The organism is Streptomyces sp. NPDC048751, assembly GCF_043198595.1.
GTDB lineage: Bacteria > Actinomycetota > Actinomycetes > Streptomycetales > Streptomycetaceae > Streptomyces.
On sequence record NZ_JBICUX010000009.1, the window covers coordinates 243,722 to 263,895 of the forward strand.

The window sequence follows — 20,174 nt, forward strand, 5'->3', positions numbered from 1 at the left end:
CGGGCCGGGAGGCTCCGATGGAGCTCAGCAGACGTACCTTCAGCGCCCTCGCGGGCACCGCTGCCCTCGGCCTGGCCCTGGGCGGCAGCGGTGGGGCCACCGACGCCCACGCCGCCCACATCGCGCCGACCGGGCCGGCGCCCGCGCCGCCCGGCGCCGACGGGAAGCCGCACACCATCGGCTTCGACCGGTACTCCCTGCTCGTCGACGGCCACCGTCTGTTCGTGTGGTCCGGCGAGATGCACCCCTTCCGGCTGCCCAGCCCCTCCCTGTGGCGGGACGTGCTGCAGAAGATGCGGGCGTACGGCTACAACGCGGTCAGCGTGTACGTGTCCTGGAACTACCACTCCCCCGCACCCGGCCGGTACGACTTCACCGGCATCCGGGATCTGGATCTGTTCCTGCGGATGGCGAGCGAGACCGGGCTGTACGTCATCCTCCGCCCCGGGCCCTACATCAACGCCGAGATCGACGGCGGCGGCTTCCCCGGCTGGCTGACGGCCGCCAAGGGGACCGCCCGGACCGCCGACCCCACCTACCTCTCCCACGTCGACCAGTGGCTGGCGGCGGTGAACCGGATCGCCTCCCGGCATCTGTACAGCGACGGCGGCGGCACGATCCTGCTCTACCAGATCGAGAACGAGTACGACGCGCACGCCACCGAGCCGGCCGGGCGCGACTACATGGCCCATCTGTACCGGAGGGTGCGCGCCGACGGTGTCGACGTGCCCCTCTTCCACAATGACAAGGGACGGAACGGGTATTGGGTGCCGGGGTCCTTCGACACCGGTGAGGAGCACGGGCTCTGGCTGTACGGGTTCGACGGGTATCCCTCACCCTCCCAGGTGCCGCCGGACTGGGGACACTACGGGAGCGGGGGGACGACCGGTGGGGCCACGGCGAGCCCGCGGACGCCCGGGTTCGTGCCGGAGTTCGGCGGTGGCTGGTTCGATCCGTGGGGCGGGGTCTGGTTCAAGGGGAAGGGGTACGCGGAGTCACGGCGGACCCGGGACGCGGCGTACGAGCGGCGCTTCTACCTGACCAACCTCGCCAACGGGATCACCCTGCACAACGTCTACATGACCTTCGGCGGGACCTCGTGGGGCTGGCTGCCCGCGCCGGTCGTCTACACCTCGTACGACTACGGGGCCGCCTTCGACGAGGGGCGCAACCCGACCGCCAAGCTGGTGCCGATGCACCAGCTCGGGCATCTGCTCCGGCACGTGCCCGACTTCGCCAAGCTGGACCGGGCGGCGGACATCACGGCGGACGGGCTGCGCGTGTACCACCTCACCAATCCCGACACCGGCGCCCACTTCTACGTCCTGCGCAACGACGGCACGGAGTCCGTCACCTCGACCCTGCGCGCCGCCGGGACCGACCTCCCGGTCACCGTCCCCGGCCTCGACGCCCGCCTCCTGGTCACCGGGCTCCGCCTGGAACACCGCACACTGAGCCACTCCACGGCCCAGCCCATGCTGGCCCTGACCGTCGGGCGGCAGGACATCGCCGTGCTGACCGGGCGGGCCGGTGAGGAGACACGGACCGTGCTGGAGTGCGCGAGCGAGCCGACGGTGACCGTGCTGGGTGGGCAGGCCACTCATTCCTACGCCTCCGGCGCCCTGCGCATCGACGCCGAACTCCGCGGACTCACCCGGGTGTTGGTCGAGGGCGGCGGTGTTTCCACGCCCCTGCTGCTTCTGCTCGCCGACGACGAGACCTCCGTACGGCTGTGGCCCCGGGACACCCCGGCGGGACCGGTGCTGGTGTACGGGCCCGCCCTGCTGCGCACCGCCGACACGAGCGGTGCGGCCCTGCACCTCACCGGGGACACGGTCGGGGCCGTCGACCTGGAGGTCTGGGCGCCGGACGGTCTCGGGCAAGTCACCTGGAACGGCACCGACTTGACGATGCGGGGCACCGAGTCCGGCGGTCTGCGGGGTGAGCGGCGACTGGCCGGTGTGGGGGCGGTGATGCTGCCGGTGTTGGGCGGGTGGCGGTTCCGGGCGGAGAATCCCGAGTCCGCGCCCGGCTTCGACGACTCCGGCTGGACCGTCGCCGACCGGACGACGTCGTACAGCACGACGCCCGTACCCGCCGGACAGCCCGTGCTCTTCGCGGACGACTACGGCTTCCACTACGGCGACGTCTGGTACCGGGGGCACTTCACCGGCGCGACCGGCCTCCAGGAGGTGTCGCTCGCCTACAGCACCGGCACACAGGGGATGCTGCTGGCCTGGCTGGACGGGGAGCCGTTGGGCGGGCACCGGATGCCGGTGCCGGACGACGCCACGGTCAGGAAGGGCAGTTGGGCGGCGACTGTCGTGTTGTCCGTCCCGGAGAAGCTGCGTACGGGCGGGGCGCATGCGCTGTCCGTGCTGGTGCGGCGGATGCAGCACGACCAGGACGGCAAGGCGCTGGACACCCACAAGGTGGCGCGCGGGCTGACCGCGGTCACCTTCAAGGGGGCGTCGCCGCAGGTCACTTGGCGGCTTCAGGGCGAGGCGGCGGTCGATCCGGTACGTGGGCCGCAGAACAACGGCGGGCTGTACGGGGAGCGCGAGGGCTGGCATCTGCCGGGGTACGCGGACCACGGGTGGCGCCAGACCGCTCTCCCGCGTGCGGAGCGGCGGCAGGGGGTGACCTGGTACCGCACCGAGTTCCGGCTCGCCGTCGATCCCGGCACCGACGCCTCCGTCGGGCTGGTCCTCGACGACGACCCGAACCGCTCGTACCGCGTCCAGATCTTCCTCAACGGCTGGAACATGGGCCAGTACATCAACGACGTGGGCCCGCAGCACACCTTCGTCCTGCCGAACGGCATTCTGCGCACCCGGGGCACCAACACCCTCGCCCTGGCGGTCCTGTCCGACGGGACCACTCCGGCGGGACCGGGCCAGGCGCGCCTGACGCTGCTGGGAGCGGCGGCGGGGGGCGTGCCGGTGAAGCCGGTGGACTAGCCAGGCCGCCTGGTCGTAGTCGGCCGGTACGTCCTCCGCGTGCCTCTTGGTGGCGTGTCAGACCTTGGCGAGCCGGTCCACCAGCAGCTCCACCCTCGCCTCGGTGTACTCCGGCGGCAGCCGCCGCGACCGGGTCAGGGTCGCCACCCCGTGCAGGGACGCCCAGAACACCTCGGTGAACAGCCCCGGGGCGATGCCGTTCCCGGCGACCTCTTCGAGGCTCTCCAGCAGCGCGGCGAAAGCGTCCTTGAGAGGTTCCGGGGTGTCCTCCTGTGCGTACGCGAGGGTGTTGTCGAGCTGGAAGATGGCGTCGTAGACCGCCGGGTTGCGTGCGGCGAAGTCGAGGTAGGCGTGGGCGAGGGCGGCGACCCGCGCGCGCGGGCCGTCCGCGGCGGCGGTCGCGGTCCGGACCGCCGCGGCCAGCTCGGTGGCGCCCTGGAGGGCGACGGCGCCGATGATCTCGCGTTTGCCGCGGAAGTGGCTGTAGAGGACGGGCTGGCTGTATTCGATGGCTTCGGCGAGCCGACGGGTGGTGACCGCGTCCCAGCCGTGCTGCTCGGCGAGTTCCCGGGCTGTCGCCACGATGAGGCGCTCGCGCTCCGCCCGTTCGCGTTCCTTGCGTTCCTGTACCGACATGATTCGATCCTAGCACCGCTAGACAAGAGAGCTACAGCAGTACTAGCGTTGCCTCATCAGCTAGCAGCACTAGATGCCGAGAGGGTCGTCATGCTCAACGCACTTGAGGTCGTCACCACCGTGATCGTCGGCGTGATGGTGGGAGTGGAGTTCTCCGTCGCCTTCATCATGAACCGGATCCTCAACGCCCTCCCGGAGGACAGCGGCCAGCTCGGCCACGCACACGGGGGCCGGATGCTCGGCGCCTTGATGCCGTTCTGGTACATCGGCTCGTTCGTCCTCGTCGGCATCTGGGCGGCCGCCGGGTGGCACCACCACGGCACCGGCCTCGTCGTCACCGCCGGCGCGCTTCTGATGCTCAGCGTGATCATGTCGATGCTGCTGCTCGTCCCGATCAACAACCGGAACAAGACGTGGACCCCTGACAACCGGCCCGCCGACTGGAAGCAGCAGCTGAACCGCTGGGAGCGCTTCCACTACGTCCGCGTCGCCGTCCTCATCGCCGCCTTCGCCCTGCTGGTCACCGCCCTCGCCTGAGCCCACGCGCTCACCCTCCCCGCTCCGTACGCGCCCTACCAAGACCCGCAAGGAGAAGAACAATGTCGCTGAAGAAGATCAACACCGTCCTGGCCGCCGCCTTCGTCCTCTTCATCCTCTGGTTCGGGACGGAGTACATCGTGAGCCCGGAGACGACGGCGCCGGGCTTCGGCCTGCCGAGCTGGCCGTCCGGCGACGGCGGCGGCTTCCTGATCGTCAAGGGAATCCGCGACGACGTCCTGGCCCTGGTCCTGGGCACCCTGCTGGTGAAGGGCCAGCGCCGGGCGCTGGGCTGGGCGCTGCTGGTGGGGTCCCTCGCCGCGTACGGCGACATGACCACCGTGCTGGCCCACCACGGCTCCGTGGCCATCGCGTTCGGCATCCACTGCCTGACCGCGACACTGATGGTGGTCAACGGCCTGCTGATGCTGCGCGAGACCCGCCAGGTCGCCGCCGCTCCGACGACGCCCGCCCCGCAGCCCGCCTGATCCCATCACTGCAAGGGTGGCCCGGCCCCCGGCCGGGCCACCTTGGCGCGTGCCGGTATGTCGGCACTTCACTGCCGGGGGCGGCCACTTGTTACTCTTCCCGGTCATGCGAGCCCTCTTCCCAGGATCCTTCGACCCGGTCACTCAAGGGCACCAGGACGTACTCCGGCGCGCCGCTCTCCTGTTCGACGAGGTCGTCGTGTGCGTGATGTTCAACGCGAGCAAGACCGGCCGCTTCCCCGTCGCGGAACGGCTGGAACGACTCCGCGCGGCAGCAACCGGCTTGAGCAACGTCACGGTCGACTCCCACACCGGCGGCCTGCTGGTCGACTACTGCCGCCGAGCCGCAATCGACGTCGTCATCCGCGGAGTCCGCGGCGTGCGCGACCTGGACCACGAAATGCCGATGGCCCGCATGAACCACGAACTGGCGGGAGTCGAAACGTTCTTCATCCCTGCCGACCCCACCCTGGCCCACGTCTCCTCCACCCTCGTCACCGCGACGAGTTCGTGAGACGTGTCGGCCCCGGCTGCGCACGTCGGCGCAGCCGGGATAGCACTCAGGCCAGCCGGATCACGTTCCACGACAGCGGCTCCAGCACCGCGGTCAGCCGACCGTCCTGGAGCGTCGTGCCCTGCACCGCGTGCGGGGCGACCCTCTCGGGCTCGGCGAGCGTGTTGCGGGCGTCCGGGTCGGCGTCCGCGAGCGCGCTGTGCTCGACGACGGAGGTGAGGTCCAGGCCGCTGAGGGCCACGTCGAGGGGCAGCGGCTCGGTGCGGCTGCGGTTGACGGCGAACACGGTGACCGAGCCGTCCTCCGCTCGGACCGCCGTGGCGTGCAGCAGGTCCGCCTCGCCGTACTTCTTCGTCTCGTACGTCGGCGAGTCCACGCGGACGTCCAGGACCTCGCCCCGGCCGTACTTCGACGCCTGGGCGAACGGGAAGAACGTCGTCTGCCGCCAGGCCGGGCCGCCCGGCTCGGTCAGGATCGGCGCGATCACGTTGACGAGCTGGGCGAGGCAGGCGACGGTGACGCGGTCGGCGTGCCGGAGCAGGGCGATGAGGAGCGAGCCGAAGACGACCGCGTCCATGACGCTGTAGTTGTCCTCGAGGAGGCGCGGGGCCTCCGCCCAGTCCCGCGCGCCGGAGTTCTCGATCTCGTGCCACTCCGAGATGTACCAGACGTTCCACTCGTCGAAGGAGAGGTTGATCTTCTTCTTCGACTTCAGCCGCGCGCCGATGTGGTCGCAGGTGGCGACCACGTTCTCGATGAAGGACTCCATGTCGACGGCGGAGGCGAGGAAGGAGTCGATGTCGCCGTCCTCGGGCTGGTAGTAGGCGTGGAGGGAGATGTAGTCGACCAGGTCGTACGTCTCCTTCAGCACCGTCGCCTCCCACTCGGCGAAGGTGGGCATCGACTGGGAGGAGCTGCCGCAGGCGACGAGTTCGACGTGCGGGTCGATCTGGCGCATGGCGCGGGCGGTCTCCGCCGCGACGCGACCGTACTCCTCGGCGGTCTTGTGGCCGGTCTGCCAGGGGCCGTCCATCTCGTTGCCCAGGCACCAGAGCTTGATGCCGAAGGGGTCCTTGTCGCCGTGCGCGGCACGGAGGTCGGACAGGGCCGTGCCGGCGGGGTGGTTGGCGTACTCCTGGAGTTCGAGGGCCTCGGCGACGCCCCGGGTGCCGAGGTTGAGGGCCATCATGGGCTCGGCCTGGGGGCCGATCTTCTTCAGGAAGGCGATGTACTCGGAGAGGCCGAAGCGGTTGGTCTCGGTGGAGCGCCAGGCGAGGTCGAGGCGGCGGGGGCGCTCCTCGGCGGGGCCGACGGAGTCCTCCCACTTGTAGCCGGAGACGAAGTTGCCGCCGGGGTAGCGGATGGCGGTGACGCCGAGTTCCCGGACGAGGTCCAGGACGTCGGTGCGGATGCCGTCCTCGTCGGCGGAAGGGTGGCCGGGCTCGTAGATGCCGGTGTAGACGCAGCGGCCGAGGTGTTCCACGAAGGAGCCGAAGAGGCGAGGGTTGACCTCGCCGACTGTGAAAGCGGGGTCGAGGGTGAAGCGTGCGGTTCGCAAGGTGCGCCTTTCGAGGGTTGAGTTCTGTCTGCGGGTGAGTCGTGGCTGGTCGCGCAGTTCCTCGCGCCCCTAAAGAATTCTCGGCCAGCCGTTGATCGTCCAAGCAAGGGTGTTGAGCCCCAGCTTGGGCGTGCCGGCGTCGTCCGCGTCGTAGTAGTGGTACGCCAGGACGTCTCTCCCTTTGTCCTTGAAGATCGACTCGCCGCCGGTGCCCAGGTATCTGCCGTGGCCCGCCAGCAACAAGTCGCCACCTCCCTCCAACAGCCGTTTGCCCGTGCTGTCCACGTACGGGCCCGTCACGCTCGTCGATCTGCCGACCCTGATCTTGTACGTCGAGTTCACGCCGGCGCAGCACTGGTCGTAGCTCGCGAAGAGGTAGAAGTAACGGCCGTGCCGCACGATGTACGGGCCCTCCACCGCATAGGGGGCGTCCGGGCGGGTCGCGAGGTGGTGGACCGTGGCCTCCGGGATCGCCTTGCCGGTCCTCGGGTCCAGTTCGACCATGCGGATGCCGGTCCAGTACGAGCCGAACGACATCCACAGCCTGCCGTCCGCCCGGACGATCGCCGGGTCGATGGCGTTCCAGGAGTCGCTGGTCTCGGAGCTGAACACCTTGCCGTGGTCGGTCCAGGTGCCGGGGAGACCGGAGGGGGACGTGGCCACGCCGATCGCGGAGTGGTTGGTGCCCCAGGAGGAGACCGCGTAGTAGAGCCAGTACCGGCCCGCGCGGTACGACACGTCCGGTGCCCAGGGATCACCGGTGCCGTTGTACTCGTACCACCAACTCGGCGGCTGGGCGAAGGCGTTGCCCGCGTCGGTCCAGTTCCGCAGGTCCTTCGAGAGCCGGGCGCCGATCACCCCGCCGGTCGAGTACGCCACGTACTGGCCGGACTTCAGCCTGAGGACGGTCGGGTCATGGATGATCTGCTGGCCGGCGATCGGGAGCGGATCGGGGTAACTACCTTCGGCCTGGGCCGTGTTAGGGAGGACGGCCAGGAGGACCGCCGCCGCCACGGCCGTCATCGCTCTGCGCGCTCTCACTGTCCCGCCAATCCCGTGTGGGCCACGCCCGCCACGATCTGACGCTGGAAGAAGACGAAGACGACGATCAGGGGCAGGCCCGCCATGAGGCCGCCGGCCATGAGCTGGGCCCACTGGATGCCGTAGGAGTTCATGACGGTCGCGATGCCGTTCGGCATGGTCATCAGGTCGGGGTTGTTGGTCACCATGTAGGGCCACAGGAAGTTGTTCCAGGAGGCGATGAAGGTGAAGATGCCGACCGCCGCCAGGGAGGGGCGGGCCAGCGGGACGACGATGGTGAAGAAGACCCGCCAGCGGCCGGCGCCGTCGATGAACGCGGCCTCCTCCAGTTCGCGTGGGACGCCCTGGAAGAACTTGTAGAGGATGTAGACCATGGCGGCGGGCGCGCACTGCGGGAGGATCATGCCCCAGTAGGTGTCGACCATCCCCATCTGCTGGACGGTGGTGAAGAGGGGGACACCGAGGACCGCCGGGGAGATCATCAGGCCCGACATGACGATGCCCATGAGCACGCTCTTGCCGCGGAACTCGGTGCGGGCGAAGCCGTATCCGGCGAGGGCGCTGACCGTCAGCACGACGGTGGTGACGCAGACCGACACGACCAGCGAGTTGATGAACCAGTTGGTGATGTTGCCGGTGTCCCACAGCGCCTTCCACGCCTGGGCCGTCCAGTCCTCGGGCAGCCAGTGCGGCGGGATCTCGGCCGCCTCCGCCTCGGACTTCAGCGAGGTGAGCAGGGCCGCGGCGATCGGCGCCACGAAGACGGCGGAGACGGCGACGCCGATCAGCGTCAGGACGATCTGGCTCGGCGTCCAGGGCTTGCGGGACCTGGTGCGTACGGTGCGTACGGTCGTCTCGGTGGTGGTCATCGGCCGCCCTCCTCACGGGTGCGCAGCAGCCACATCCGAGCCAGGGCGACGACTGCGATGATCAGGAAGAAGATGATGGACATCGCGGAGGCGTAGCCCACGCGGTAGCTGGTGAAGCCCTGTTCGAGGGTGTACTGGACGAAGGAGCGGGTGCTGAGCTCCGGTCCCGGCGAGAAGTCCATCATCACGACGGCCTGGTCGAAGAGCTGGAGCGAGGCGAGGATCTGGAGTGCGATCACCAGGCCGGTGATGTTGCGCAGCATCGGCAGCGTGATGTGGACCATGCGGTGCCAGGCGTTGGCGCCGTCGAGCTTCGCGGCCTCGTACAGGTGGTCCGGGATGCCCTGGAGGGCGGCGAGGTAGAGCAGGAAGCTGAAGCCGACCGTCCACCACAGGGTCTCGATGACGATGGCGAGCATCGCGTACGACTTGTCGGTCAGCCAGGGTGTGTCGAGGCCGAAGGTCTGGTTGATCAGGCCGATGCCCTGGGTGAACAGCCACTGGAACATGTTGGCCGCGACCGTGGAGGGCAGCAGGAACGGCACGAAGAAGCACAGCCGCCACAGCCATTTGCCGCGTTCGATGTGGTGGGCGAGCATCGCGAGCAGGAAGGCGAGGACCGTGATGCACGGGACGACCAGCAGCGTGAAGTAGGCGCTGTGGCCGAGGGCGTCCCACATCGCCGAGTCGTGCAGGGCGTCGCGGTAGTTGTCGAGGCCGACGAAGCTCGCGCCCTCGCCGGAGATGTTGGCGTCCGTGAAGCTGAGGTAGACGCCGCGCAGCAGCGGCCAGATGACGAACAGCGCGAAGAGCGCCAGGAACGGGGCGACGAACCAGCCCCCGTGCTGGAAGCCCTGCTTGCGGCGGACGGTCGCCGTCGCGGTCGCGGTCCTGGCGCGTGCCGGTGCGACGACGGTCTGAGCGCTGGTCGTCATGCGACCGCACCTCCCTGCGCGGCGGTTCTGCCGTCCATCGGGTTCTTCGAGGCGAGGAGCTTGGTGAGGTGCTTCTTCATCGTCTGCGCGGCCGAGGCCGGTTTGGCGGAGCCCATGGTCGAGGAGACGACGACCGGGCCGAGGTCCTGGGCGAGGACGCCGGTGGAGCCCGCGAACCACACCTTCGGCTCGGTGGCCTGGTGGTCCATGGCGCTCGCGTACTCGTTCTGCGGGGTGAGCTTTTTGTACGCGGCCGTGGAGAGCGTCGGTGTGTACGCGGGGATGTGGCCGCCGGCCGCCCACTGGAGGGCGTGCTTGACGACGTAGGCGGCGAGTCGGTGCGCGCCCTCGTTGGTGGCGCCGCCGCGTCCCGACTGGTGGGGCAGGACGAAGGCGTGCGACTCGGCGTGGGTGGCCTGCTTGCCGAAGACGGGCGGCAGCGGGGTCGCGCCGTAGTCGAGCTCGGCGCCGGAGAAGACCGGCACGGACCAGTTGCCCTCCCAGGTGAAGGGGGCGCCGTTGATGAACTGTTCGCCGGTGGGGGCGCCGGGGATGACGTACCCGTCGGTGACGTGCTTGCGGAGGAACTCCAGGACCTGGGTGGCCTTGTCGGTGTCGAAGAGGACCTCGGTGTCGGCGTCGTTGAACCACCGGCCGCCGAGCTGGGTGTAGAAGGCGACGAAGAACCACCACTGGAAGTTCTGGTCGTTGGTCCACAGGCCGATCGTCTGGAGCCCCTTCTTCTGGACCGCCTTGGCCTTCTTCAGGACGTCGAACCACTCGTCGGTGGAGGTGACCGGGATCATCCTGCCGTCGTCGCCGAGCAGGTCCGCCTTCCTCAGTACGTCCTTGCGGTAGAAGCAGAGCTGGACGTGGATGTCGAGGGGGAGGGCGTAGAGCTTGCCGTCGATGACGGCGCGCTTCCACAGCGCGGGGTTGAAGTCCTGTTCGCGTACGCCGTACTTGGCGAGCAGGTCGGCGTCCCAGGGGTCCAGGAGGCGGCCGGGTGAGAAGCCGGTGACCCGGCCGAGGTGCATGACGCCGAGGTCGGGGGCGCGGTTGCCGGCGGCGGCCATGGCGAGCTTGGTGTAGAAGGGGTTGCCCCACTGGAGGGTGGAGTCCTTGACGTCGATGGTGGGGTTCGCCTTACGGAAGGCGTCCAGCATCGCGATCATGTTCGCGCCGTCGCCGCCGCTGAAGAGGTTCCAGTAGCGGACGCGGGTGTCCGCGCTGGAGGCGAGGGCGTCGGCGCCGGTGCCGAGAGCGGCGAAACCGAAGCTGCCCGCCACCGCCAAACCGCCTGCGGTGGCCAGAAGATGCCTGCGGGTGAGGCCGGGTCGTTCCATTCCCTGCCCTTACTGTTCGATATTTCGGAGCGTGCTCGTAACTTCGAACGGACCGTAAAATCGATGCGCGTTCCCGTCAATGGTTTCGACGCGACTTATGACAGCGCTTTCTACGACGGCTGTTCGAACATCCACGCACTTCGGTCACCGAGCGATTGTTTCCGGCTGAACTATGGCCATCGGATCGCATGACGCGGACAGTTCAGGACGCGTACCCTCGGACCGGCTGCCGAGCGGCCGACGGACGGCGAGGAGGGGGGAGCGACGCCCGTGTCCCTGGCCCTGGAGCTCAGCGAGTGCTCCGTCTCCTTCTGGATCCCGACCGGGGTTCTGGCCGTAGCGCTGGCGATCAAACTGCCCACGATCATCCGGCTGTGGAAGGAACCGCTGCTGCGCGCGGTCGGCGGACTGCTGCTCCTCGCCTGCTGCGTGTTCGTCTTCGTCACCCCGTCGACCATCGCCTGGACCAACCGGGTCACCGGCGTTCCCAACATCTCGGCGCCCTGGGTCTATTCACTGCTCACCGCGTTCTCGGGCTCCTGTCTGCTGCTGATCATCGCCTGGCGCAACGGCCTGTCCGACCGCTCGAGCGCGACCCGCCGCGCCATGCGCTGGGTGATCTCCGTCTACTCGGGCGTGATCGTGGCCCTGTGGGTGCTGTTCGCGCTCGCCGACACACCCGTGGAGCGGCTGCGGGACCTGGACACCTACTACGCCGACACCCCGTTCATGCGCGAGGAGATCCTGCTCTACCTGCTCGCGCACACCCTGGCCACCGTCATCACCTCACGGCTGATCTGGAACTGGGTGCGCACCGACGGACTCGACGCCTGGCTGCGCTGGGGGCTGAAGTTCCTGGGCATGGGCTACGCCACCCAGTTGGTCTTCGACGCCGCCAAACTCACGGCGGTGGTGGCCCGTTGGACCGGTCACGACCTGGACCTGCTCAGCACCGACGTCGCCCCGCCCGTGGCCTGTCTGTCGGCCGTCCTGATCGCGGTCGGCTTCATCCTGCCGCACGCCGGCCAGTACCTGCACGACCGCTGGCGGGTGCGGCTCGCCCACCGCGAACTGGGGCCGCTGGACCAGCTGATGCGGACCGTCGACGGCCATCGCGCGCCCCTGCTGCTGCGCGCCGCCCCCGAACTGCGCCTGACGCGCCGGGAGACGTTCATCCGCGACGCGCTGCTCCCGCTGGCGCGGCACGTCGACGACGACCTGCGCACCCGGTCGCACGACGCGGCGCTCGCCCTCGGACACGGCCCGCAGCGGGCGAAGGCGCTCGCCGAGGCGGTGGCGATCCTGGACGCCGTCGGCGCCGTGGGAAGCGGGGGCCGCGCCGCGGACGGCGATGAGGCGGGCCACCCGGACCCCACGGACCTGCTGCGGGAGATCGGGGCGGTCTCCCGGGCCCTGCGGCATCCCGAGGTCATCGACGCGGTGCGCGCCCGGGCGGCCGCCGCGGCGGAGGCGGCCGGTCCGCCCCTGCCGCACCGGAGGTGAGGTAACTGAGGCAACGCATGGCCTGGAACATTGCAACGGTGCGCAGGAAGAAGGAGATGCGCCGGCTCGCCGGCGTGCTCATCGGACCCATGCGGGTCTCGGTGCCCGCGGATCCCGAAGCCCTGTTCGACGCGCTCGTCGACTCCGTCAGCCGGTGGCGGGGCCGCGAGGTCGTCGTGCGCCGGGAGGTCTTCCCGCCGCACACCGCGAGCGGGCTCTGGCTGGAGGGCGACCGGCAGGACATCGTCGTCGTCGACCGGCGGGCCGCCGTCTGGCACCAGATCGTGATCTTCTGCCACGAGGTGTGGCACATGCACCAACAGGGCGCGGACACCCCCACCGTGGCGACCGCCGACGGCCGCCCCGTACCCGTCGCCGCACGCACCGACTTCAGCCTCGCCGACGAGCAGGAGGCCGACCGGTTCGGCATGCTCATGAGCGGGCGGCTGCGCCCCTGGCTGGAGGCGGACCCCACCCCGGGCGACGGCGCCCAGGACCTCGCCGGGCGCATCGGAGCCGCCCTCAACTACCGCGGGACACGAAGATGAACGGCCTGATCAACTACATCAGCTGTGGTGTGCTGTGGCTCGGCCTGGTGGTCAAGGCCCCCGATCTCCTGCGGCACCGGCGCGACCCCTACCTGCGGGCCATCTGCGCCGTGCTGGGCCTCGCCGGGGTCTGCTTCTTCCTCGGCGCCGAGCCGACGGTCGCCGCCGTCAACCACTTCAGCGGCATCCCCAACCTGGCGGCGCCGCTGACGTACGCGTCGATCACCGCCTACAGCGCCGCCTCGCAGATCCTCATCGTCTACTGGCGCGGCGGACCCCGGGTGCACCGCACCACCCGGCGCTGGATCGTGGCGTACGCGTTCGTCCTGCTCGGCATCGCCACGACGTTCGCGCTGGGCGACGCGCCCGTGGAGCGCCGCACCGACCTCGACACCTACTACGCGACGACCCCGTACATCGCCGGGATGATCGTGCTGTACCTGGCCGGTCACCTCGCCGCGACCAGCGTCACCACCGTGTCGTCGCTGCGCTGGGCCCGCGAGGTCGACGGCTGGCTGCGCGCCGGACTCATCACCCTGGGCATCGGGACGCTGTGCAACGCCGGGTACAGCGTGGGCAAGCTGGCCGCCGTGGCCGCCCGTTGGTGCGGACGGGACTGGTCGGGGCTCGGTACGACGGTCTCCCCGGCCGCCGCGGGACTCGGCGCCCTCATGACGGTCGTGGGCATCCTGATCCCGCTGGCCGGGCCCCGGCTGACGGAACGGCAGCGGGCGCGACGGGACTACGTACGCCTCGAACCGCTGGAACAGGAGCTGGACGAGCTCCTGACCCGTCGGGCGCTGCGCCTGCCCCGGCCGCGCCCGGCCTCCCCCACCACCCGCCTGGTGTGGCGGCAGACCAGCATCCACAACGCGCTGAGCTGTCTGGACGCGTTCTTCGACCGGGCCCTGTACGAACGGACGCTGGAGGCCGAGGCGCAGGCGACCGGTGACCTGGAGCGGGCCGAGGCCACCGCGTGGGCCGCGGTCGTCGCCGCCGCCGTCGTGGAGGAACGCCACCGGGAGAGACCCGTGGCCCCGCCCGAGGAAACCGACCGCTTCCTGGACGGGGCCCCCGGTCCGGCCGCCCTCGTGCGCATCGCCGACGCGCTGACCGCCTCCCCCCTCGTCACGGCGGCCCGCGCCCACGCCGGCACGACCACCACGGGCACGGCGTGACCCCGACACCCGCAGTCCCCCCACACCGGTACGACCAGGGCGGGCACGGCGCCGGTCCGGCGCCCGCGCTCCCCCACGCCGGTACGACCACGACGGGCACCGTGCGAGCCCGTCAGCGGCACCCCTCCCCCCACCGCCGCACGATCGTCTGAACGGAGTCCCCGGGCATGAGTCTCGTCGTGTATCTGGCCGCCGCGGCCTCCGCGCTCGCCTGTGCCGTGCTGTTCCGCAACAGACCCCGCACCGCCGCCCCGAGCCCGCTGACCGTGTCCACCTGCGTGGCGATCACCCTCGGAGCCGTCGTCTTCGTCTGCTCGGCCCCGCTGACCCTGGCCGCCGTCAACGACCTCACCGGCATCCCCAACTTCGGTGCGCCGCTCACCTACGGGATGCTCTCCGCGTACAGCTGCTCCCTGCTCATCCTGCTGATCCACTGGCGGGGCGGCTCCCCCGAGCGGATCCGGAGCCTGGTGCTGCGGGCCGTCGCCGCGTACTCCGTACTGATCGTCGCCATCGTCGTGCTGTTCAGCCTGGCGGACGCGGACGTGGAGCGGCTCTCCGACCTCGACACGTACTACGCGAACACGCCGTACATGCGCGAGATGATCGTGCTCTACCTGCTCGGGCACAGCGCGGCCATGCTGGCGATGTGCGTGGTGTGCGTGAAGTGGGCCCGTGAGGTCACCGGCCTGCTGCGGACCGGGCTGTGGCTGATCCTGGCCGGGGCGCTGCTGGACGTGGTGGGCTTCCAGCTCACCAAGTACACGGCCGTCGCGGCCCGTTGGTCCGGCCACGACCTCGACTTCCTGTCCACCGCCGTCGCCCCGCCCATGGCCTCGCTCGGCGCGCTGGTGTTCTCCGCCGGGTTCGTCCTGCCCCGGCTGCTGCCCGCCGCGCAGGCCCAGTGGCACAGCCTCGACGACCACCGCAGGCTGGGCCCGTTGTGGTCGCGGGTGCGGTTCGCCTCCACCGCGCCGAAGCCGCCGAGCGCCTGGTGGCAGCTCCCGCAGGCGCGCCTGCGCTGGCGTGAGGTGTCCATCCACGACGCCCTGTTGGCGCTCGCCCCCTACTTCGACGACCGGGTCCGCGAACAGGCCCTGGACGCCGCCCTGCGCGAGGGCCGGCCGGCGCACGAGGCCCGGGTCGCCGCCGAGGCCGCCATGGTGGCCGACGCCGCGCGCCGCGCCGCCGACCGGCGGGAACCACAGGCCACCCCCAGCACGTACCGCCTCTACGCCACCGAAGTCTCCGGCACCGGTGGCCTGGTGGAGTTGGCGGGGGCGCTCACGCGGTCGACTCACGGAGGCGCCGTTCGTGAAGGTACGGTGAAGGCCACCCCTGGATTGACACGAGGAGCCCCATGACGCGGAGAGCTGTCGTCATCGGTGCCGGCCTGGCCGGCATGCTGGCCGCGGCCGCGCTGTCGCCCGCCGTGGACGAAGTGATCGTCCTGGATCGCGACGACCTGCCCGACGGACCCGACCACCGCAAGGGGCTTCCGCAGGGGCGTCACGCCCACCTGCTGATGGCCGGGGGCCTGGCCGCCATGGAGGGCCTGGTGCCCGGCGTGAGCATGCGCCGGCATCTGCTCGCCGCGGGCGCGCGCGAGGTGTCCCTCGGCTCGGGCATGCTGGCGCTGACACCCGAGGGCTGGTTCCGGCGGTGGCGGCACGAGGGTCCTCGCATGCTCACGTGCAGCCGGGCGTTGCTGGACTGGGCGGTGCGGGTCGCGGTGCTGGCGAACACGAAGGTCGAGGTCCGCAAGGCACGGGTGGTCGAACTGACCGGTGCCGCCCGGCGTGTTGCGGGGGTACGGGTCTCAACTGCCGACGGCGAGGCGGAGCTCGACGCGGACCTCGTCGTCGACGCCAGTGGGCGCGGCACTCGCGTGACGCACTGGCTGGAGCACCTCGGGGTGACCGGCATCCGTGAACGCACGGTGGACTCCGGGCTCGTCAACGCCACCCGCGTGTACCGGGTACCCGCCGGGGCCGAGCGGTTCCCCCTGACGGTGATTCAGTCCGACCCGTACGCGGGGCTGCCCGGCCGCAGTGGCATGGTCCTGCCGATCGAGGGCGGGCAGTGGATGGTGAGCCTCGCCGGCACACGCGGCGGGGAACCGCCCGCCGACCCGGACGGCTTCCTGCGCTACGCACTCGACCTCCCGCACCCCATCGTCGGGCGGCTCGTCTCCGGTGCCGAGCCGCTGACCGACGTCCACATCAGTCGCAGTACGAGCAACGTCCGGCGGTACCTGGAGAAAGTGCGGGAGTGGCCGGAGGGGCTCGTGGTGCTCGGGGACGCCGTGGCCACCTTCAATCCGGCGTACGGGCAGGGGATGGCCGTGGCCGCGCTGGGGGCGCGGGTCCTGGGTGACGAGGTACGGCGCCATGGGCTCGGGGCCGCCGGGCTGGCGCGGCGGGTCCAGCGCGGGGTGGCACGGCCCGTCGAGACGGCCTGGGCGATGGCCGTGGGGCAGGACGTCTGGTACCCGCGGACCCGGGGCGGGCAGCCGAGCGCCGCGGACCGGCTGGTCACGCGGTACTCGCGACGGCTGACGCGGGCCTCGACCGGCTCCTACGAGGCCGCCGCCGCGCTCTGGGACGTCACCAGCCTGAACTCGGGGGTGGGGCGGTTGCTGCGTCCCGGGACGGTTCTGGCCGTGCTGAACGGGCCGTTGTTGCCTTCGCTGGCAGGGCCGCCGTTGTCCGACGCGGAGCGGGAGATCCTACGAGGACTTGACCGTACGTCGGTCTGACGTGCGGGGCGGTGCCGGGGCCGGGGACGGGTGGGTGCGCTCGCCCGCGCTCGCGGGGTGCCGCCTGCGCCCACCCTCCCCCACCGCCCCAGCGGCACGACTGCCCGCAGGCTCAGCCTGCGAAGGTCGGCTGCGTCATCCCCTTGCCCGCGCCCGGTACCACCAACAGCGACCCCGACAGCGGTGGCGGCGCGTCCAGGCCCACCCGAGCCGTCGTGATGTACAGATCGCTCAGGTCGGGACCGCCGAACGCGCAGGCCGTCACCCGCGGGGCGGGAAGCTCGATCACCCGGTCCAGCACCCCCGCCGGGGTGTACCGGCGTACCGCCGCGCCCTCCCACAGCGCCACCCACACACAGCCGTCCGCGTCGACCGTCAGGCCGTCGGGGAAGCCCGCGCCCTCCTCGATCTCGACGAGGGGGCGGCGGTTCACGGCGCGTCCGTCGGTGAAGTCGAAGACGTCGACGCGGCGGGTCGGGGAGTCGATGTAGTACATGAGGCGGCCGTCGGGGCTCCAGCCGGTGCCGTTGCTGACCGCCACGTCGTCGAGGATCACCTCGACGGCGCCGTCACCGGTGACGCGGGAGAGCGTGCCGCCGCCCGGTGCCTCGTCGTAGCGCATGGTGCCGGCCCAGAGGGAGCCGTCGGGGGCGACGGCGGCGTCGTTGGCGCGGCGGCCGGGAACGGGCTCGTGGTGGAGCCAGCGGAAGCTGTCGTCGGGGTCGAGGAGGCCGACGCCGTCACGCAGATTGAGGACGAGCCCGCCGCCCGTGCGGGGCTTGACGGCGCCGACGTGCTGCTCGGTCGTACGGACCGTGCGCCGGCCGGTGGCGGGGTCGTAGGTGTGGACGCGGGAGCCGAGGATGTCGATCCATATGAGGCGGCCGGCCGCCGCGTCCCACGTGGGGCCCTCGCCGAGCGTCGCCTCGGCCCGGACGGCCACCTCGTACATGTGGTGGGTCATGCCACGCTCCGGTAGCCGAGGCGCTCGGACAGCTCGGCGGCGCCCTTGGCGGCGAGCTGCTCCAGCTCACCGCGGCGGTCGTCGCTCCAGCGGATCATGGGGATGGAGATGGAGAGGGCGGCCACGACCTGCCCGGTGCGGTCGCGGACCGGGGCGGCCACGCAGGAGACGTCCGGGTTGGACTCGCGGCGCTCCACGGCGATGCCCCGCTGCCGGATCTCCGCCAGGGCCTCGCGCAGGGCGGCCGGGTCGGTGATGCTGTTGGGGGTCATGCCGACCAGATCGGCGTCGTCCGGGACCCGGGTGGCGAGCTCCGGCTCGGGAAGGGAGGCCAGCAGCATCTTGCCGACGGAGGTGCAGTGCGCCGGGAGGCGCCGGCCGGCGGCGGACACCATGCGGACCGCGTGCGTGGAGTCGACCTTGGCGATGTAGATGACGTCCGTGCCCTCCAGGATCGCCACGTGCACGGTCTCGTCGCAGGTCTCGGCGACCGAGCGGGCGACCTGCATGCCCTCGGCGGCGAGGTCGAGCTGCTCGGAGTAGCGGCTGCCGAGCTGGTAGGGGCGTACACCGAGCCGGTAGCGTCCGGGCTGGCCCTGCACGGGGACGATGTACGACCGGGCGGCGAGCGTGGTGACCAGCTCGTGCACGGTGGTGCGCGGCAGCTGGAGCTTGCGCACGATGTCGGGGGCGGAGAGCGTCCCGTCCCCGTCGAGGAAGAGCTCGAGGATGTCGAGAGCCCGGGTCACGGCTGGTACGAGGCGTCCCACGACTGGCCCCCTCCCTTGTTGGTTGCCACGTTCGAGATTTCAACTGGCGATCGGCATGACGAACACAGGCTAGTCATAGTGGGGGGAACGAGCAATGGTCCTGAACAGGTGGGCACGATGGGTGCCATGCAGTTCACCCCGCTCGACTTCCAGCTCGTCCTGCTGCGCCGCATGGCCGACCACAATCCCGGCCTGGTGGAGGACGCCCGGCATGAGCTGGGCGTCTCGATCGCCGAGATGCGTGAGGCGAACAAGCGCTGGCAGGCGATGGTCCGCTCCCCGCGCACCCGGTCCGCCGCCTCCCGCTACCGCTCGGTGCTCGGCGCCCCGGAGTCCACGACCGCCCGCCGCATCGGGGACCTGGACTGCGAGGCCCGGCTCTGGCCGCTGCCCCTGTGGCCCGACCTCCGCTTCGAGATCCTCCTCGCCCCGAACGGCACGGTCTGGAACGAGTGGCTGGTCCGCGCCCCCGGAGCCGAACCGCCGGTCCTGAAGACCCTCGACGACCTGACCCCGTGGTCCTGCACGGTCGACGAGGCGGCCCGCGCCTTCGCCCCCGCCCGCCCCCTCCAGGGCACCGCCCCCACCCGCTGGGGCCTCGCCTTCACCGCCCCGGACACACGGGGCGTACGCCATGAGGTGGCCGCCGAGTTCACCTACGGGCTGCTCCAGCGGACGGCGGTCAACGGGTAGCGGCGGCCAAGGTCGCCTCGACCACCCGCGCCACCGACCCCGTGTGCAGGGAGAGGAACAGGTTCGGCTCGACCAGTTCCAGTTCCATCACGCGGGGCTCACCGTTCTCGCCGTCCACGAGGTCGACACGGGCGTAGAGCAGGTCCGGGGCGCCGGGTATCGCGGACAGGGCCTGTTCTGCGACGGCGAGTTCGGCGGGGGTGGGCTGCCAGGGTTCGAGGCCGGGGTGGGCGACCTTGCGCTCGTCGTAGGGCGTGCCGGGCGACAGGACCGCGCCCTTGCGGCTGGCGTGCAGGAGGCGGCCGCCGAAGAACTGCAGGGCGCGTTCGCCGCTGACGTCGATGCCGCGCACGTACGGCTGGATCATCGCCGTGAAGCCCTCCGCGTGCATGCGGGCGAGCTGTCGTACGGCCGTGTCGTGCTCGTCGGGGGTGTAGCGGGCGGCGAAGCGGGCGCCCGCGCCTGACGTCGGCTTGATCACGTACTCGTGGTCGGCGGGGAGGTCGGCCGCCCCGCCGGGGGCGAGGTAGCGGGTCGGGACCGTGGGCACGCCGGCCTCCGCGAGGTCGCCGAGGTAGCGCTTGTCGGTGTTCCAGCGGATCACGTCGGCCGGGTTCGCGAGCCGGGTCGCCGCACCGGCCTTCTCCGCCCAGGCCGTGAACTCCGCCGCCCGCCAGCTGTAGTCCCAGGTCGAGCGGATCAGGGCGAGGTCGAAGGAGGCCCAGTCGGTGTCCGGGTCGTCCCAGAACACGGCCGCCGGCTCGGCTCCGGCCTCCTCCAGCGCCCGCACCAGCACCGGAAGGTCCCGGTCGACGCTGACCTCGGGACCGGGGCGGCAGGTGACGAGTGCGATGCGGGACACGGCGGGCTCCCTCG

General features: G+C 71.0%; 19 protein-coding genes. 10 read left to right on the top strand and 9 right to left on the bottom strand.

Annotation, left to right across the window (positions count from 1 at the left end):
* Positions 1–17 precede the first annotated feature (17 nt).
* On the top strand, positions 18–2,960 hold the full coding sequence (locus ACGFNV_RS28415) for a beta-galactosidase (protein WP_393626070.1): 2,943 nt from the start codon (positions 18–20) through the stop codon (positions 2,958–2,960).
* 57 nt (positions 2,961–3,017) lie between these two features.
* Here ACGFNV_RS28415 and ACGFNV_RS28420 read toward each other — a convergent pair whose 3' ends face one another.
* Positions 3,018–3,596 (bottom strand): TetR/AcrR family transcriptional regulator, encoded by a 579-nt coding sequence (locus ACGFNV_RS28420; RefSeq protein ID WP_393626071.1) that lies wholly within the window; start codon positions 3,594–3,596, stop codon positions 3,018–3,020.
* A 90-nt stretch (positions 3,597–3,686) separates the two neighbouring features.
* Here ACGFNV_RS28420 and ACGFNV_RS28425 point away from each other — a divergent pair, with 90 nt between their 5' ends.
* From ACGFNV_RS28425 to coaD, 3 genes are all read left to right on the top strand, one after another.
* Entirely contained in the window at positions 3,687–4,133 is a 447-nt protein-coding gene (locus tag ACGFNV_RS28425; RefSeq protein ID WP_393626073.1) for an anthrone oxygenase family protein, read from the top strand.
* Between the two features lie 62 nt (positions 4,134–4,195).
* A complete protein-coding gene (locus ACGFNV_RS28430; protein WP_393626074.1) occupies positions 4,196–4,621 on the top strand; it encodes a DUF4267 domain-containing protein in 426 nt (141 codons plus the stop codon).
* A 106-nt stretch (positions 4,622–4,727) separates the two neighbouring features.
* Positions 4,728–5,135 (top strand): pantetheine-phosphate adenylyltransferase, encoded by a 408-nt coding sequence (coaD, locus tag ACGFNV_RS28435; protein WP_393626076.1) that lies wholly within the window; start codon positions 4,728–4,730, stop codon positions 5,133–5,135.
* A 46-nt stretch (positions 5,136–5,181) separates the two neighbouring features.
* On the opposite strand, the gene ACGFNV_RS28440 is transcribed toward coaD, so the two are convergent.
* The 5 genes from ACGFNV_RS28440 to ACGFNV_RS28460 all read right to left on the bottom strand — a co-directional run bounded on the left by ACGFNV_RS28440 (position 5,182) and on the right by ACGFNV_RS28460 (position 10,884).
* Positions 5,182–6,693 carry an alpha-N-arabinofuranosidase gene (locus tag ACGFNV_RS28440; RefSeq protein ID WP_393626078.1) on the bottom strand — a complete coding sequence of 504 codons (1,512 nt, stop codon included), beginning with the start codon at positions 6,691–6,693 and terminating at the stop codon, positions 5,182–5,184.
* 69 nt (positions 6,694–6,762) lie between these two features.
* The gene (locus tag ACGFNV_RS28445) at positions 6,763–7,716 is read right to left on the bottom strand and encodes an arabinan endo-1,5-alpha-L-arabinosidase (protein ID WP_393626408.1); all 954 of its coding nucleotides are present in this window, start codon (positions 7,714–7,716) and stop codon (positions 6,763–6,765) included.
* Between the two features lie 14 nt (positions 7,717–7,730).
* Positions 7,731–8,603, bottom strand: a complete 873-nt coding sequence (locus ACGFNV_RS28450) for a carbohydrate ABC transporter permease (protein WP_393626079.1) — start codon at positions 8,601–8,603, stop codon at positions 7,731–7,733.
* Complete coding sequence (locus ACGFNV_RS28455; protein ID WP_393626081.1) at positions 8,600–9,538, bottom strand: carbohydrate ABC transporter permease; 939 nt, start codon at positions 9,536–9,538, stop codon at positions 8,600–8,602. Before ACGFNV_RS28455 ends, ACGFNV_RS28450 begins: the two co-directional genes overlap by 4 nt.
* Positions 9,535–10,884 (bottom strand): extracellular solute-binding protein, encoded by a 1,350-nt coding sequence (locus ACGFNV_RS28460; protein ID WP_393626083.1) that lies wholly within the window; start codon positions 10,882–10,884, stop codon positions 9,535–9,537. The genes ACGFNV_RS28455 and ACGFNV_RS28460 overlap by 4 nt, the downstream gene beginning before the upstream one ends.
* Before the next feature lie 270 nt (positions 10,885–11,154).
* Here ACGFNV_RS28460 and ACGFNV_RS28465 point away from each other — a divergent pair, with 270 nt between their 5' ends.
* The 5 genes from ACGFNV_RS28465 (at position 11,155) to ACGFNV_RS28485 (ending at position 16,871) form a co-directional block, all read left to right on the top strand.
* The gene (locus ACGFNV_RS28465; protein ID WP_393626084.1) at positions 11,155–12,387 is read left to right on the top strand and encodes an MAB_1171c family putative transporter; all 1,233 of its coding nucleotides are present in this window, start codon (positions 11,155–11,157) and stop codon (positions 12,385–12,387) included.
* Positions 12,388–12,404: 17 nt separating this feature from the next.
* The gene (locus ACGFNV_RS28470; RefSeq protein ID WP_393626085.1) at positions 12,405–12,935 is read left to right on the top strand and encodes a toxin; all 531 of its coding nucleotides are present in this window, start codon (positions 12,405–12,407) and stop codon (positions 12,933–12,935) included.
* Entirely contained in the window at positions 12,932–14,113 is a 1,182-nt protein-coding gene (locus ACGFNV_RS28475; protein ID WP_393626087.1) for an MAB_1171c family putative transporter, read from the top strand. The genes ACGFNV_RS28470 and ACGFNV_RS28475 overlap by 4 nt, the downstream gene beginning before the upstream one ends.
* A 167-nt stretch (positions 14,114–14,280) precedes the next feature.
* A complete protein-coding gene (locus ACGFNV_RS28480; RefSeq protein ID WP_393626088.1) occupies positions 14,281–15,477 on the top strand; it encodes an MAB_1171c family putative transporter in 1,197 nt (398 codons plus the stop codon).
* Positions 15,474–16,871, top strand: coding sequence for an FAD-dependent monooxygenase (locus tag ACGFNV_RS28485; RefSeq protein WP_393626090.1), 1,398 nt, complete (start codon positions 15,474–15,476; stop codon positions 16,869–16,871). The genes ACGFNV_RS28480 and ACGFNV_RS28485 overlap by 4 nt, the downstream gene beginning before the upstream one ends.
* Positions 16,872–16,983: 112 nt before the next feature.
* On the opposite strand, the gene ACGFNV_RS28490 is transcribed toward ACGFNV_RS28485, so the two are convergent.
* Both ACGFNV_RS28490 and ACGFNV_RS28495 read right to left on the bottom strand, forming a co-directional pair.
* Positions 16,984–17,835: an SMP-30/gluconolactonase/LRE family protein gene (locus tag ACGFNV_RS28490; RefSeq protein ID WP_393626091.1), complete on the bottom strand. Its 852-nt coding sequence runs from the start codon at positions 17,833–17,835 to the stop codon at positions 16,984–16,986.
* The gene (locus ACGFNV_RS28495) at positions 17,832–18,605 is read right to left on the bottom strand and encodes an IclR family transcriptional regulator (RefSeq protein WP_393626093.1); all 774 of its coding nucleotides are present in this window, start codon (positions 18,603–18,605) and stop codon (positions 17,832–17,834) included. The genes ACGFNV_RS28490 and ACGFNV_RS28495 overlap by 4 nt, the downstream gene beginning before the upstream one ends.
* Before the next feature lie 117 nt (positions 18,606–18,722).
* Between ACGFNV_RS28495 and ACGFNV_RS28500 the strand changes: the two genes are divergently transcribed.
* Positions 18,723–19,298, top strand: coding sequence for a hypothetical protein (locus tag ACGFNV_RS28500; protein WP_393626094.1), 576 nt, complete (start codon positions 18,723–18,725; stop codon positions 19,296–19,298).
* On the opposite strand, the gene ACGFNV_RS28505 is transcribed toward ACGFNV_RS28500, so the two are convergent.
* Positions 19,288–20,160: a RimK family alpha-L-glutamate ligase gene (locus ACGFNV_RS28505; RefSeq protein ID WP_393626096.1), complete on the bottom strand. Its 873-nt coding sequence runs from the start codon at positions 20,158–20,160 to the stop codon at positions 19,288–19,290. The genes ACGFNV_RS28500 and ACGFNV_RS28505 overlap by 11 nt on opposite strands.
* Positions 20,161–20,174: the final 14 nt, after the last annotated feature.